Source organism: Sphingomonas sp. UYP23, assembly GCF_054059235.1.
In genome coordinates, this window is record NZ_JBSSBX010000001.1 from 4,419,674 (window position 1) to 4,434,495 (window position 14,822).

Below are 14,822 nucleotides of genomic sequence, written 5' to 3' on the forward strand. Positions count from 1 at the left end.
GGTCGGCCGTTGCCGGGCTTAGTCGGGCACAAACGCCGATTGGCCCCCGCGATCGGGATCGCGGGGGCCAAGTCTTGTCACGACCGCGCCGAAGCTACGCTCAGAAGCCCAGCTTGACGCCGAGATAGAAGGACCGCCCGATTGGATCGTACAGCGCGACGTCGGTGCCGTTCTGCGAACTGGCGACGAACGGCAGTCCCTTGTCGAGCAGATTGTTGACCCCGCCGCGAATCTCGAAGCGCTTGTTGATCTTGGTCGAGACGAACAGATCGAACAGCGAATAGGCCGCGACGCCGACCTGCGCGGTCGCGGGCGTCAACACCGCGCTGACATCGCGCAGCGGCCCCTGATAGCGCCAGCGCAGCCCCATCCCGAACGCGTCGGAGCGATAGCCGATCGTCGTCAGGCTCTTCCACCGCGGGGTCGCGCGCGGCGGCACCGATCCGGTCCCGGCGCCACCATTGCTGACCCCGGTATAATCGAGGAACGGCGTGTTGGGGAGCAGCTGCACCTTGTAGCTGTGGGTGTAGCCGACCGCGGTGTCGGCATAGACCTTGCCCTGCGCGCCGGCGATCGCGATCGGCAGTCCGAGATGCGCCTGGATCTCGACGCCGTCGGTCTTCAGACCGCCGAGGTTGAGGTAGGGGGTCGAGACGGAGACGATCTGCCCGGTCGCGTCACGCTGGATCAACTGGCAATAGGGATTGCTGTTGGCATAGCTCGGGTTCGACCCGTCGAGGTTGAAGCATTTCGACAGGACGGTGAGGCCCGGCACCGACGAGATCACGTTCTTGATGTTGATGTTGTAATAGTCGATCGAGAGCGTGAAATCGCGGAACAAGCCGCTGCGCACCGGTGCGTTGAGCACCAGACCGAGATTGAAGGTATTGGCCTTTTCCGGGGTCAGCGCGGTGTTGCCGGTAACGGTCTGCCCCGTCGCGGTGGTCGGGAAGGTGTAGCTGCTGACCGCCGCCCCCGGCACGCCCTGTGCGACGCAGAGTGCACTGACCTGCGCGGCACTCGCGCCGGTGCGCGCGCTCGAGCGCACGTCGCACGGGTCGCCGAGCGACGCCGGCGGCGTGCCGATCACCAGCTGCGTGCCCGATGCCGGTGCGAACAGCTCGCCTATGTTGGGCGCGCGGACGGCGCGCTGATAGCTGCCGCGGAACAGCAGCGGCTCGATCGGACGCCAGCGCGCATCGCCTTCGAAGCTTGTGACCGTCCCGGTGGTCGAATAATCGGAAACGCGGATCGCGCCGCCGATGCCGAGTTCGCGGAAGAACGGCCGGTCGGAAAGCAGCGGAATGTCGAGCTGCGCCGCGGCTTCCTTCAGGTTGATCGCGCCCGTTGCCCCCGCCGAGGCGATGATCGACTCAAGGTTCTGCGCGGCCAGATCGCTGTCGGGCACATAGCTGTAGCTGTTGCGCCGATAGTCCGCGACGATCGCGATCTGCGCCGGGCCGGCGCCGAGATCGAACAGCTTGCCGTTGATCTGCCCCTGGACCTGCGTCTGCGAGACCTTCTCCTTCGAGAAGGCGTCCTTGGTGATATAGGTGGCGCACGCCTGCGACAGGCCGCGCGCATTGGCATCGCCGAACGGGTTATAGCCGCCCGCGCACAGCGACCGCCCGCCGTCCGCCGCGTTCAACAGCGTCTGGACGCGGCTCTTCACGACCGCCGAATGGATCGCCTGGTCGTGCACCGACTGATCGTAGGACGCATAGACGTCGAAGGTCCATCCGCTGGCGATCCCGCCGCGGACACTCGCCAGATATTGCTGGACGTTATACTGCTCTTCGAAATTCTTGTACGGCACGCCGACATAGCGGCCGTTGATCGTGAAGCTAGCGCCCGCATTGGGACGCGACGCGAGGATCGTGCGCAAATCGGTCGGGATGAACGGATTGGTGACGGGCACGGTGAGCGGCACGCCGAACTGCGTCAGGCTGCCGCCGCTCGCCGTCTTCACGTTCAGATCAACATACATGAACTGGCCGTAGGCGGTGATGCCGGGGGCGAGCTCATAGTCGGCCTTCACGAACGCCGTCTTGCGGTCGAGGCCGTTGTAGAAATCGGTCTGCTGGCCGACCGGCATGCGGACGTTGTTGCCGACCAGCAGATAGCCCGACGTGTTGGTCGGCCCCTGATAGTTGACCGCACCGGTCTGCACGAACAGCGTCTGGTTGGCGTTGAAGCCCAGATTGAGCAACGGATTGACCGTGTTGGTCACGCCGTAGCGCGCGAACACCGCCTGCTCGACCGCGGCGTTCGGCGCGTTGGTCGCGCTCGGTACGAAGGTGCCGGTTCCGATGAACGACGATGGCGTCTTGTCGTAGAAGAAATCGCGGGCGCTGCCGTTGATCGGGTTCTGCTTGGCATAGCTGAACGCCGCGATGACATGCCCGCGATCGTCGGCGAAGCTCGAGCCGAAGGCGAGCGAGCCGTTGAAGCGATAGGCATCGCCGCGCTCGCTGATCGTGTTGAGCAGGTCGACGCGGACGCCCTCGAGCTTGCGCACGGTCTTGAAGTTGACGACGCCGGACATCGCGTCCGAGCCATAGACCGCCGACGCACCGCCGGTGATCACGTCGATTCCGTCGATGATCGCCTCGGGCAGGATGTTGACGTCGACATTGCCGTTGATGTCGGACGACGGCAGCCGGCGCCCATCGAGCAGGACGAGGTTGCGGTTGGTGCCGAGCCCGTGAAGGTTGATCGACGCGCGACCGCCGGTGCCCTGCCCGCCCGTGCCGGCATTGCCGCCGGTGGTGAAGCTCGGGAACTGGTTGAGCGCATCCTGCAGCGTCGCGACGCCGGCTTCCTTGATCGCGATATCGCCAACGCTGACGATCGGGCTGACCGAAGTATTGTTGGGCCGCTGGATCAGCGATCCCGTGACGACGATGTCGGCGCCATCGGTGGTCGGCTCGGGCGCGGACGGGCGCGGCGCGATCGTGGCGCGCGCCGCATCGGCCTGCGCGGCAGCGGTGGTGGCATCCCCGGGCTTGGTGACTTGATCGGCGGTCGTCGTCGGGCCGGTCGTGCCGATCGCCTGTGCCGTCGCCGGCGTGGCGGTCACGCCGATCATCAGTGCCGCCCCCGCGACGATTGCTCCGCGCGAAACCGAATGTGCCAGAGCACGGCGCGTCAAAATGCTCGTCTTCATGGTCGTCCTCCCCGTTGGTGCGTCCGCCGGTTTGGCCGGCGTGACGGATTGCCTGATATCTATCGTTTCGCCGCGTCGCCGATCTGCGCGTCGATGAAGTCGATCGCGGTGCGCAGCGCGAGCTTGCTCGCATCGCGCGTCGCCTCGGGCGTCTTGCCGATCCAGCTATGGTCGACGCCGGGAATGACGATCTTGCGCACCGACACCCCCTTCGCGCGGAGCGCCGCGTCGAACAGCTCGGTCTGCGCCTCGGGCACGGTGCGATCGTCGCTGCCGTGCATCAGCAAGAATGGCGGGTCGCTGCGGTCGACATAAGTGACGGGCGACGCGAAGGCGCGTTGCTGCGCGGTGCAGTTGCCCTCGGGGCAGCCGAGGAACAGGTCGTCGGCGCTCGGGCCGGCGGGAACGCCCGGCGGCGGGCTGGTCCGTTTGGCCAGCGCGGCGAAATCATAGATGCCGAACCAGCCGACCACCGCCTGGACGCAATCCGACGCCTGGTCGCTGCCAGCTGCAGTCGAGGCGACGGTCTCGACATTGCCCGATTTGGGAACGATCCGCGCGCCGGGTTCGAGCGCGGCGACGTTGCAGCTCACGCCCGCCAGCGCCGCCAGATGCCCCCCGGCCGACTGACCCCAGATCGCCGCGCGCTTTGGGTCGATATTGTAATCGGCGGCGTGCGCGCGCAGCCAGCGGATGCCAGCCTTCACATCCTGGATCGCCGCTGGAAACGGCGCCTCGCGCGAAAAGCGGTAGGAGACGCTCGCGACGACATAGCCCTTGGCGGCAAGCGCGGCGAGCACCTTGGGCCAGTCGACATAGGCCGCACTACGCCGCGGGCCGCCCGCCATCCAGCCACCGCCATGGACATAGACGACCAGCGGGCGCGGGCCCGCCGCGGCAAAGCTGGCAGGCGGCAGGAACAGGTCGAGCTTGAGCGGACGATAGCCCGGCAGCGTCTGATAGGGCAGGTCCGGATAGCCGGTAACGCCGTCGGGGAACGCGACCTTGACGCCGGCAAACGAATCCGCACCGACCGCCTGAACGCCCGCGCCAATCGGGCTGGCGTCGGCGATGCGCGCACCATTGCTCTGCGCAGTCGCGGCTCCCGCGGCGCAGCCCAGCATCGTGGCGATAGCAAGAGTGGCGAGTCGCATGCCGATCTGATCCCCTCAAAAACAACGCTCTGCGGCGTTTGTCCCGTCCCCCGGCTCGCACCATTCGCGCCCCGTTGACATTTAGTGTACGAAATGGTTCGTACCAAGTCAATGGATGTACAAGCAGCCGGTGGACGCCCCATCTCAGGGTCGATCGAGCCGGCACCGGGGAGGTTTTGGCGTGAGCGACGACGGCACAGCGATGGCGACGGAAGACGTCGCGCGCGGCGTGATCCTGACCGGGTTGATCGGCATGGATATCCAAGGCTCGCGCTCGCCCGAAATGCATGAGGCCGAGGCCGCCGCGCAGGGGTTCGCGCTGCGCTACCGCCTGCTCGATCTTGCGCAGGCGCCCGAGCGTGACGCCGATCTCGCGCAGACGCTGGAGATGGTGCGCGCGGCGGGTTTTGCCGGGGTCAATGTGACGCACCCCTTCAAGCAGCACGTGATGGCCTTGCTCGACGAACTCAGCGACGAAGCGCGCGCGATCGGCGCGGTCAACACGGTGGTGTTCCGCGATGGCCGCAGCACCGGGCACAATACCGATTCGTACGGCTTTGCCGAAGGCTTCGAGCGGCAACTCGGCGGCGTAGCGCTCGACCGCGTGGTTCAGGTCGGCGCAGGCGGTGCCGGCGCAGCGACCGCGATGGCGATGGTCAAGCTCGGCTGCCGCGAGCTCGTGATCGTCGACCCACAGGCGACGCGCGCCGCTGATCTGGTCGCGCGATTGCCCGGCGGGATCGCCCGCGCCGCCACGCGACCGATCGCCGCGGAGATCGCCGATGCGCAGGGCGTCATCAACGCAACGCCGATCGGCATGGAGGGGCATCCGGGCGTTCCGATCGATGCGGCCTTGCTGCGGCCCGATCTTTGGGTTGCCGACGTTGTCTATTTCCCGCTCGAGACCGCGCTGCTGACCGCCGCGCGGGCGATCGGCTGCCGCACTGCGCATGGCGGCGACATGGCGGTGTTCCAGGCGGCACGCGCGTTCGACCTGTTCACCGGCCACCCGGCGGATCGCGAACGAATGGCCGCGCGTTTTTAAAAAGATTGCCGCTACGGCGGGACAAAGCGGGCGAGGTGGCACAAGACCATCCCCCGCGTGCGAGAGGATGAGGCATGAGCGACACCGGTACGATCCACGCGAGCGTTAGCGCCACCCGCCCCAGCCGCGCGCGCTTCGCGATGCTCGGGCTGATCGCGACCGGTACGCTGGTCAACTATCTCGACCGCACGATCCTCGGCATCGCCGCGCCGGCACTGACCAAGGACCTTGCGATCAACGCCGCGGTGATGGGGGTCGTCTTCTCGGCTTTCTCGTGGAGCTATGCCGCGTCGCAGATCCCCGGCGGGCTGTTCCTCGATCGCTTCGGCACGCGCCTCACCTATGCGCTCTCGGTCGGTTTCTGGTCGCTGTTCACCCTGCTCCACGCAGCCGTCGGCGGGCTTGCCTCGCTGCTTGGCTTGCGGCTCGCGCTCGGGATCGCCGAGGCGCCGTGCTTCCCCGCCAACAGCCGAGTCGTCGCGACCTGGTTCCCGCAATCCGAGCGCGCGTTCGCCACCGGCGTTTATACCGTCGGCGAATATATCGGGCTCGCCTTCCTCAGCCCCGTGCTGTTCTGGCTGCTGGCGCATTATGGCTGGCGTTCGCTGTTCCTGGTGTGCGGTATGCTCGGCCTCGCCTTCGTGCTGCTGTGGCTCGCCAAATATCGCGAGCCGCGCGACCATAAGGGCGCCAACGCAGCCGAACTCGCGCTGATCGCCGACGGCGGCGGCCTGGTCGCGAATGCGGGCAAGGGTGGCCGGCTCGACTGGAGCAAGGCCGGCCAGTTGCTGCGCTATCGGCGCATGTGGGGGATCTGCATCGGCCAGTTCGCCGGCAATTCGACGCTGGTCTTCTTCCTCACCTGGTTCCCGACCTATCTCGCGACCGAGCGGCACATGGCGTTCCTCAAGATCGGCTTCTACGCCGTGCTGCCGTTCATCGCGGCGTCGATCGGCGTGCTGTTCGGCGGCTGGTGGTCCGACACGATGCTGCGGCGTGGTCTCTCGGCCAACGTTGCGCGCAAGACGCCGATCATCACCGGGCTGCTGCTCGCCTCGACGATCATCGCCGCCAATTTCGTGCAATCGGACGCCGCGGTCATCACGATCCTGTCGGTCGCCTTCTTTGCGCAAGGGATGGCCGCGCTCGGCTGGACGCTGGTATCCGATATCGCGCCCGCCGGGATGCTCGGGCTGACCGGCGGGATCTTCAACCTCGCCGCCAATCTTGCCGGGATCGTCACGCCGCTCGCGATCGGCGTGATCGTCGCGTCGACCGGTTCCTTCTTCTATGCGCTCGCCTTTGTCGGCGGGCTCGCGCTGGTCGGGGCGCTCGCCTACATCTTCGTGGTCGGCGACGTGAAGCGGATCGTGCTGTGATCTGGCTCGCCGGGCTGCTCGCTCTGGCCGCGCCCGCCGAGGCGTGCCCGCCCGGCCCCGCGCTTGCTTTCGTCTGCGGCGCCGCGCATCCCGAGGATGTCGTCGCGATCCCCGGCACGCAATGGATCGTCGCCAGCGGCTTCGCGCCGGGTGCCGGGCTCAAGCTGGTCGACACGCAGACGCATCGCGCTGCGCCGTGGTTGGACGGGAGCGCGGCGCAGGTCGATCCCGACCGGCGCGCCTATCCCGACTGTCCCGGCCCGGTCGATCCAGCCTTGTTCAACGCGCGCGGCCTCAGCCTCCGCCACGTCGGCGACGGGCGCTACACGCTCCACGTCGTCAATCATGGCGGCCGCGAATCGATCGAGATCTTCGACGTGACGCTGGGAGCAAGCGGCCCTGCCCTCCACTGGCGCGGCTGTCGCCTCATGCCTGCGGGACAAGTCGGCAATGCCGTCGCCACCTTCGCCGACGGCACGCTGCTCGTCACCGTCCTCACGCGCCCGGGCACGACGATCGCCGATTTCGTCCTCGGCAAGCGCACCGGCGTGGTGTGGCAATGGGCGCCCGGCGCCGCGGCGTTCAGCGAGATCCCCGGCACGCAGCTGCCCGGCAATAACGGGCTCGAGACCGACCCCGACGAACGCCATTTCTACGTCGTCGCGTTCGGCTGGCATGCTGTTCTGGTCTACGACCGGCACCATCCGAAAAAGCCCGTCCGCACGATCGAGATGCCTGGCTTCATGCCCGACAACATCCACTGGACCGACGGCCGCCTCGTCGCAGCCGGAATGCGGCTCGACGAGCCCGCATGCGGCGGGCTGCGGCGCGTCGTCGCGGGCGAGGCCGACAAGATGCTGTGTCATCGCGGCTATGTCGCCGCCGCGATCGATCCGCGAGCCGGCACCGTCGCGACCGTGGCGTATGGCGAACCCGACCCCGCCTTCAACGGCGTCTCGGCCGCCGCGATCGTCGGCGACACGCTGTGGCTCGGCTCGTATCAGGCCGATCGGCTCGCCTATCGCAAATTACCCGGCCGCTAGGCTGGCCGACACGCCGCCAGCACCACCTCGACCACCTGCTCGCGCCGCCGCTCGACCGCGTCGGGGGAGACCATGTCGCGCCGGAAGATTTCCGAGAAGGTGTAGCGGTTCGACACGTTGTAGAAGCACAAGGCGCTGATCGTCATGTGCAGGTCGATCGGGTCGAGATCGGCGCGGAACACGCCTTCGTCGCGACCCTTCGCCAGGATCTCGCCGAGTACGCGGATCACGCTCTCGTTGCGCCGCTTGATCCCCGCCACGTCGCGGATGAAAGCGCCGTGGTGCATGTTCTCGTTCATCACCAGCCGGACGAATTCGGGGTGCTCGTGATGATAGTCGAAGGTCATCCGGACATTAGTCTTGAGCGCCTCCTCGGCGCTCATCGTCTCGATCGGCATCGCGGTCTCGGTCTCGCGGATGCGGGTATAGGCTTCCTCGAGCACCGCGCGATACAGCCCCTCCTTGCTCGCAAAATGATAATAGATCATTCGCTTGCTGGTGTTGGTGCGCTCGGCGATCTCGTCGATCCGCGCGCCGCTCAGGCCCTTGTCGGCGAATTCGGCGCGCGCGACCGCGAGGATGTTGGCCTTGGTCGTCTCCGAATTCGCGGCACGCGTGCCGCGCGGCTCTGATGTCGTAGCGATGACGCGGTCCCTTGGCTGAGTTGCTGACATGACGCGTAGAAGCTCGGCTCGCTGCGTTCAATATCAGCGCGTCAGTCGCGTGGCGAGCCGCGCGGTGCGAGCGGCGTCCGCGCCACCGGATGCGCCGCCAGCCATGCGAGCTCCGCCGTATCGAGCGGCCGCACTGCGACGCCGTCGCCGAACACCAGCTTGCGTTGATCGCGCGCCGACCAGGCCGGCCAGCCCGCGCCCGGTCGACCGTCGCGGGCAAAGGCGATCAGATGGTCCATCATCGTCGTCGCGAGGCTGCGGTCGTACGGCACCCAGTCGCGCGTCCGGCGCACGCTGTTGTACACGTCGAGCGTGCCCAACCAGTAGGGGATGTCGCCGGTGTGATAGGCGCCGACCGTCGCGGGATCCTGGTCGGCAAAGCGCACCCCGGGCGTGTAGGGATGCTTGCGCGCGAAATCGTCGATGTACGTCGCCTGCCCGGCCTGCGCCTGATCGACCGCGCATTGCTGCGACGCGAGCGCAAAGCCGCCGAGATGCGCGACGCGCCGTGCCGCAGCCTTGGCTTCGGCATCGCTCGCCGCCGGGAAACGCTGCAGAAACGCGTCGGCCTCGGCGCCGAACGCCGCCCGCGCGGTGGTGCGATACGCGTCGAGCGTCGTCACCTTGCCGAACGGGCTCATCGCAATGTCGATATCGTCGGTGTTCGAGCTGGCGATGATCGGCACGCGGTTGATCCGCCCCGCCGCCAGCAAGGCGGCCTTCTGCGCGGGCAGCACGACGCCATCGACGATCGGCCCGCCGATCCGGACGCCCGCAACATTCGCGCCGAGCTGGCTCTCGCTCTGGATCGCCAGGATGCGGTCGGCCGGGAGCGCGCGCATCGCCGCAAGCGAACCCGCCTTGAGCCGCTCCTGCACCGCCACGCCGATCGCCTCGCCTTCCGCGAGCGTCGGCAGCGTGTCGCGATAATTGCACCAGCTCGTCATCACGGCGCTACGGAACAGCCCCTTGGCCTCGGGCGAAAAGATCAGCGACGCCACCGACAGCGCGCCGGCCGATTGCCCGATGATCGCGACCTTGTCGGGATCGCCGCCGAACGCCGCAATGTTCGCCTTGACCCAGCGCAACGCCGCGATCTGGTCCATCAGCGCGTAATTGCCCGAATGGCCGCCCTGCTCGCGGCTGAGCTCGGGATGCGCGAGGAAGCCGAACGCGCCGACGCGATAGTTGAAATTGACGAACACCGCGCCGCGCCGCGCGATCTCGGCGCCGCCATAATTGGGCATCCCCGACGACCCGATCGTGAAACCGCCGCCGTAGAGGAACACGACCACCGGCAGCTTCGCGGCAGACGTCCGCGGCGGCGCCCAGATGTTCATCGTCAGACAGTCTTCGGAGACCGCCTCCTCGCCGAAATAATGGTTGATGTCGTGCGGCCGCAGCACCTGCATGCATTCGGGGCCGGTACGATCAGCATTGCGCACACCGCTCCACGCGACGGCGCGCGGGGGCGCCCAGCGCAGGTCGCCGACGGGCGGCGCGGCATAGGGAATGCCGAGATAGGCGCGGACGCCACCGTCGCGCTGCGTGCCTGCGACCAGGCCCGACTCGGTGCGCACGGGATCGGTCGCAACCGGCTGCGTCGCCATGATCTGAACCGCTTGGCCAGCAATCGCGGCCGCCGCCGACACGAGCAAGGTCGATGCTGCAAGCACCCGCAAGATCGCTTTCATCCATCCTCCTCGCCGGGCCGCAACGCGCCTCTTGCCGATTTCGGTCCCGACGGGCAGAGTGTGTACGAAACGGTTCGTGATCGTCAAGCGGCGGGGCGAAACCGGGCAAACGGAACGAACTGGGAGATGCGATGATGGAGAGCCTGACCAGTCGGCGCACCGTGCTCGGGGCGATGGCCACGACGCTGCTGCCGCTCGCTTTGCCCACGCCTGCGCAAGCCCTCGCGCCGAGCCCCGCCCCGCTCCCGCCGCCGGAGGCCACGCCGCGCGTCGAATTCGCTTTCTCCGCTCACGCCCTGCTCGAGCCGACGCGCGAGATCGGCCGCACGCCGTACGGCATCCGCCGCCGCATCCCGATCATCGGCGGAACATTCGAGGGACCGCGCATCAGCGGCCGGATCTTTCCCGGCGGTGCCGACTGGCAGCTCCAGCGCGCCGACGATTACACCGTGCTCGAGGCGGATTACATGATCGAAGCCGCCGACGGCACGCAGATCCACGTCCGCAATCGCGGCCTCACTAACACCCGCGTGGCGGGCGCAAAGGCGCGCTACCTCCGCACCGTTCCCGAATTCGAAGCACCGACCGGGCCGCACGACTGGCTCAACCAGTCGGTCTTCGTCGGCAGCCTGCAGAGCGTCGCGGGCGGGCCGCCCGCGGTGCTAGTCCATGTCTTCCGTCTCGCCTGACCTCCCATCGATTGGAACTGTCGCTTGCGTACCTCCATCGCCACCGTCTCCGTCAGCGGGACGCTCGAACAGAAGCTCACCGCGATCGCGGCGGCGGGCTATGACGCGGTCGAGATCTTCGAGACCGACCTGCTGTCCTGCGCCGCGTCGCCGCGCGAGATTGCGCGCCAACTCGACGATCTCGGGCTGACCTGCGCGCTCTACCAGCCGTTCCGCGATTTCGAGGGGATGCCGGGCGCGCTGCGTCAGCGCGCGCTCGACCGCGCCGAGCGCAAGTTCGACGTGATGGCCGACCTCGGCACCGACCGGATCCTGGTCTGCTCGAACTGCTCGCCGCATGCGCTCGGCGAGCAGGACCGGATCGTCGACGACTTCCGCGCGCTCGGCGAACGTGCTGCGGCACGCGGGGTGCTGGTCGGTTACGAGGCGCTCGCCTGGGGGCGGCACGTCTACGATCACCGCCAGGTGTGGGAGATCGTCAAGGCGGTCGATCATCCCTCGATCGGAATCCTGCTCGACAGCTTCCAATCGCTGTCGCGCGGCATTCCCAATGAGAGCCTCGCCGAGATCGACCCGGCCAAGATCGTCTTAGTCCAGCTCGCCGACGCGCCCTTGCTGTCGATGGACCTGCTGTTCTGGAGCCGCCATTTCCGCTGCATGCCGGGGCAAGGCGATCTGCCCGTCGCGGGCTTCGTCGCCGAATTGCTCAAGCTCGGCTATGACGGCCCGCTTTCGCTCGAAATCTTCAACGACCGTTTCCGCGCCGGCTCGACCGCATCGGTCGCGCAGGACGGCCTGCGCTCGCTCGTCGCGGTCCACGACCAGGCCGAGCGGCTGGTCGGCAAGCGCTCGCCATTGCCGCCGCCCTCCCCGATCGGCGGGATCGAATTCATCGAATTCGCCGCCTCGGACGAAGAGGCGACGCGGCTCGAGCCGCTGCTCGCCGGGCTCGGCTTCGCCAAGGTCGGGCAGCATCGCACGCTGCAGGTCGATCGCTGGCGCCAGGGCGCGATCAACCTCGTCGTCAATCGCGAGCGCCGCGGCTTCGCGCATTCCTACGACATCATGCACGGCGCCTCGATCTGCGCGCTCGGACTCACCGTCCCCAACCCCGACGCGACGCTGCGCCGCGCCCGCGCGCTCGCGATCCAACGCTATGACGACGGGACACCGCGCGGGAGCGCCGGCATGCCCGCGCTGCGCGGCGTCGGCGGCAGCCTGATCTATCTGCTGCGCGACACGGCAACCGACCGGATTTGGACCGATGAATTCCGCCCGCTGCAAAGCGACGCGGAGGGGGCGCGCCTGGAGCAGGTCGATCACGTCGCGGCGTCGGTCGACATCGACGAATTCCTGTCGTGGCAGCTCTATTGGACCGCGTTGTTCGACGTGGCGAAACAGGTCGAGCTCGACATTCCCGATCCCGCCGGGCTCGTCCAGAGCCGCGCGATCGAGGGCTCGGACGGCGCCTTCCGCGTGACGATGAATGCCTCGGGCGGCCGCGGTACGCTGTCCTCGCGCTTCATCGGCAACGTCTTCGGTGCCGGTTTCCAGCATGTCGCCTTTACCACCCCCGACATTTTCGCAACCGCGCGCACGCTGGCGGCAAACGGCGTTGCGACGCTGGCGATCCCCGGCAATTATTACGACGATCTGGTCGCGCGCTTCGGGCTGTCGGATGCTCTGGTCGGTGAGATGGCCGCGCTCAACATCCTGTTCGACCGCGACGAAGCCGGCAACGAATATTGGCAGCTGTACACGCGGGCCTTCGAAAAGCGGTTCTTCTTCGAAGTCATCGAGCGACGCGGGGCCTATGCCGGCTATGGCGCGGCAAACGCTCCGATCCGGCTTGGCGCCCAAAGTCAGTTTCGCACAGAACCGGTGGCATGACGCCTGCTCCCCGGATTCACGCCTCGCGTAACAGCGTCGGTCAAAAAAGCGAGGTGGTTCCCGGTTACGTGATCGGGTGCCCCGCCTCGGTTGGCGCCCGAGCCGTGACCGCTCCGCAAATCCGATCCCTGCGCGCAAATAGCCTTGCCGTTTGCCCGAACGGGATCGTCAACCAGCGCGACCTGTCAGTGACCGAGCGCCTAGGGAATCGGTGAGGCGAGACACGGACTTGCATCGGCGGCGAGGAGAATCGACGCGCAGGACCATCGGCGAGACACAAGCGGCCAGTTGCAACGCCGTTAATTTCTGTCAAACGGCACGCCAAGGTGGTTCGCCACTGTGCGCGACGGCACATCACCCCGTGGCTTGATAGGGATGATATCGGGTGGGCATGGACAGCAAGGCGTTCTGGCGCGTCGCGAGCGCAACCCGGATGGGCGTCATCATCGACGCGGACGCATATTTTAAAAATGCCCGGCTGGCGATGCTCAAGGCGCGGCGTCGGATCATGCTGATCGGTTGGGATTTCGACGCGCGAATCCATCTCGTGGGCGCGAAACGCGAAAGCGACGAGCCCGCCGCCGTCGGCGATTTCATCTATTGGCTCGTCGAGCGGAACCCTGATCTCGAGATTTTTCTCCTGCGGTGGGACGTGGGCGCCCTCAAGACGCTCGTTCGAGGTTCGAACATCGTCACGCTTGCGCGATGGATGCGGCATCCCCGCATCCACACCAAGCTCGACAGCTTCCATCCGACTGGCGGATCGCATCATCAGAAGATCGTCGTGATCGACGACTGTCTCGCATTCTGTGGCGGAATCGACATGACGATCGAGCGATGGGACACGCGGCGCCACCGCGATGCCGAGCCTCTCAGGGTCACACCGAACGGCAAGCCTTATAAGCCATGGCACGATGCGACGACCGCGTTGCAAGGCCCCATCGCCGCGGCGTTGGGCGAACTCGCGCGGGATCGCTGGACGCGCGCCGGTGGCGAAACGCTCGCCCCGGTTGAGTCCCAGAACGATTGTTGGCCGAAGGGTTTGGCCGCAGAGTTCCGGAACGTCGAGGTCGGCATTGCTCGCACCGCTCCGGAAATGCCGGAATGTCCGGAGATCCGCGAAATCGAGCGCCTGTTCGTGACCCAGATCGCCGCTGCGAAGGTCTCGATCTACGCCGAAAGCCAATATTTCGCGTCGCGCCGCATTGCCGAGGCGATCGGCGCTCGGCTGGCGGAGCCGGACGGTCCCGAGATCGTGATCGTCAATCCGGAACACGCCCAGGGGTGGCTCGAGCCGATCGCGATGGACACGGCCCGCGCCCGCCTCGTGACTGCGCTCAAGCGACGCGATCCCCACGACCGCCTGCGGATTTACCATCCCTTCACAGCCAAAGGCACGCCCATCTACGTTCATGCGAAGGTGATGATCGTCGATGGGCGCACCCTGCGTATCGGTTCGGCGAACATGAACAATCGCTCGATGGGCCTGGATACCGAATGCGACGTGACGATCGATGCCGGCGACGAAGGCGCTGATGCCATTCGCGCGATCCGCGATGGCCTCATCGCGGAGCATCTTGGCCTTCCGGTCGCCACGGTTGCCGCCCAGATCGATGCGCGAGGCTCGCTCATCAGCACGATCGAGGCACTGCGCGGCAAGGGTCGGTCGCTTCGGCCATATGCGGTTCCGGACCTCGGTGCTGTCGAGGCGTGGCTCGCCGACAATGAGGTGCTGGATCCAGAGAGCCCATCGGAAATGTTCGAGTCGACCGCCAAACGCGGGCTTTTCCGTCGCCTTCGCCATCCCTTCGGTTGACACGCACGGCTCGGACTCAGGCTGCCAGTAGGTAGCGACAGCGGTCGTCCGGCCATCAAGCCTGATCGACCCTATAGGATTCGCACCGGGCAGAACGGAGCCCGCTTTCCCGAACTGCTGGGCACAACGACCCGCCCGCGTGCGGAGCCGCCAATGCCGTCGGATCTAAGCCGGGCAAGCAACCTCTAAGGTCCGCCCGGCTTTCCGACCTGATCTAACCGTGGTTCGCTGTCCGGCGATCCTCAGCGAAAGAGAAAGGGAGCGGCCAGAGC

At 67.0% G+C, this 14,822-nt stretch carries 11 protein-coding genes; 6 read left to right on the forward strand and 5 right to left on the reverse strand.

All coding sequences use genetic code 11. The features are described 5' to 3' along the window. Positions 1-100: 100 nt before the first annotated feature. Together ACVWYO_RS21840 and ACVWYO_RS21845 are read right to left on the reverse strand one after the other, a co-directional pair. Positions 101-3,166, reverse strand: coding sequence for a TonB-dependent receptor domain-containing protein (locus tag ACVWYO_RS21840; protein ID WP_457354411.1), 3,066 nt, complete (start codon positions 3,164-3,166; stop codon positions 101-103). A gap of 59 nt (positions 3,167-3,225) precedes the next feature. Beyond that, positions 3,226-4,320, reverse strand: a complete 1,095-nt coding sequence (locus ACVWYO_RS21845; protein ID WP_457354413.1) for an alpha/beta fold hydrolase — start codon at positions 4,318-4,320, stop codon at positions 3,226-3,228. Between the two features lie 181 nt (positions 4,321-4,501). On the opposite strand from ACVWYO_RS21845, the gene ACVWYO_RS21850 reads away from it, so the two are divergent. The 3 genes from ACVWYO_RS21850 (at position 4,502) to ACVWYO_RS21860 (ending at position 7,787) form a co-directional block, all read left to right on the forward strand. Continuing rightward, entirely contained in the window at positions 4,502-5,365 is an 864-nt protein-coding gene (locus tag ACVWYO_RS21850; protein ID WP_457354415.1) for a shikimate dehydrogenase, read from the forward strand. Positions 5,366-5,439: 74 nt separating this feature from the next. Beyond that, a complete protein-coding gene (locus tag ACVWYO_RS21855) occupies positions 5,440-6,744 on the forward strand; it encodes an MFS transporter (protein WP_457354417.1) in 1,305 nt (434 codons plus the stop codon). Continuing rightward, entirely contained in the window at positions 6,741-7,787 is a 1,047-nt protein-coding gene (locus ACVWYO_RS21860) for a hypothetical protein (protein ID WP_457354419.1), read from the forward strand. Before ACVWYO_RS21855 ends, ACVWYO_RS21860 begins: the two co-directional genes overlap by 4 nt. On the opposite strand, the gene ACVWYO_RS21865 is transcribed toward ACVWYO_RS21860, so the two are convergent. Beyond that, a complete protein-coding gene (locus ACVWYO_RS21865; protein WP_457354421.1) occupies positions 7,784-8,461 on the reverse strand; it encodes a TetR/AcrR family transcriptional regulator in 678 nt (225 codons plus the stop codon). The two genes, ACVWYO_RS21860 and ACVWYO_RS21865, sit on opposite strands and share 4 nt — an antisense overlap. 41 nt (positions 8,462-8,502) lie before the next feature. Beyond that, entirely contained in the window at positions 8,503-10,155 is a 1,653-nt protein-coding gene (locus ACVWYO_RS21870) for a carboxylesterase/lipase family protein (protein WP_457354423.1), read from the reverse strand. 131 nt (positions 10,156-10,286) lie between these two features. Between ACVWYO_RS21870 and ACVWYO_RS21875 the strand changes: the two genes are divergently transcribed. Together ACVWYO_RS21875 and ACVWYO_RS21880 are read left to right on the forward strand one after the other, a co-directional pair. Then, positions 10,287-10,844 (forward strand): DUF3237 family protein, encoded by a 558-nt coding sequence (locus ACVWYO_RS21875; RefSeq protein WP_457354424.1) that lies wholly within the window; start codon positions 10,287-10,289, stop codon positions 10,842-10,844. Between the two features lie 24 nt (positions 10,845-10,868). Continuing rightward, positions 10,869-12,734 carry a bifunctional sugar phosphate isomerase/epimerase/4-hydroxyphenylpyruvate dioxygenase family protein gene (locus tag ACVWYO_RS21880; RefSeq protein WP_457354426.1) on the forward strand — a complete coding sequence of 622 codons (1,866 nt, stop codon included), beginning with the start codon at positions 10,869-10,871 and terminating at the stop codon, positions 12,732-12,734. Between the two features lie 354 nt (positions 12,735-13,088). Here the strand turns inward: ACVWYO_RS21880 and ACVWYO_RS21885 are convergent, their stop codons facing one another. Next, a complete protein-coding gene (locus ACVWYO_RS21885; RefSeq protein ID WP_457355147.1) occupies positions 13,089-13,331 on the reverse strand; it encodes a hypothetical protein in 243 nt (80 codons plus the stop codon). On the opposite strand from ACVWYO_RS21885, the gene ACVWYO_RS21890 reads away from it, so the two are divergent. Next, positions 13,219-14,550 (forward strand): phospholipase D-like domain-containing protein, encoded by a 1,332-nt coding sequence (locus tag ACVWYO_RS21890; RefSeq protein ID WP_457355110.1) that lies wholly within the window; start codon positions 13,219-13,221, stop codon positions 14,548-14,550. The two genes, ACVWYO_RS21885 and ACVWYO_RS21890, sit on opposite strands and share 113 nt — an antisense overlap. Positions 14,551-14,822: the final 272 nt, after the last annotated feature.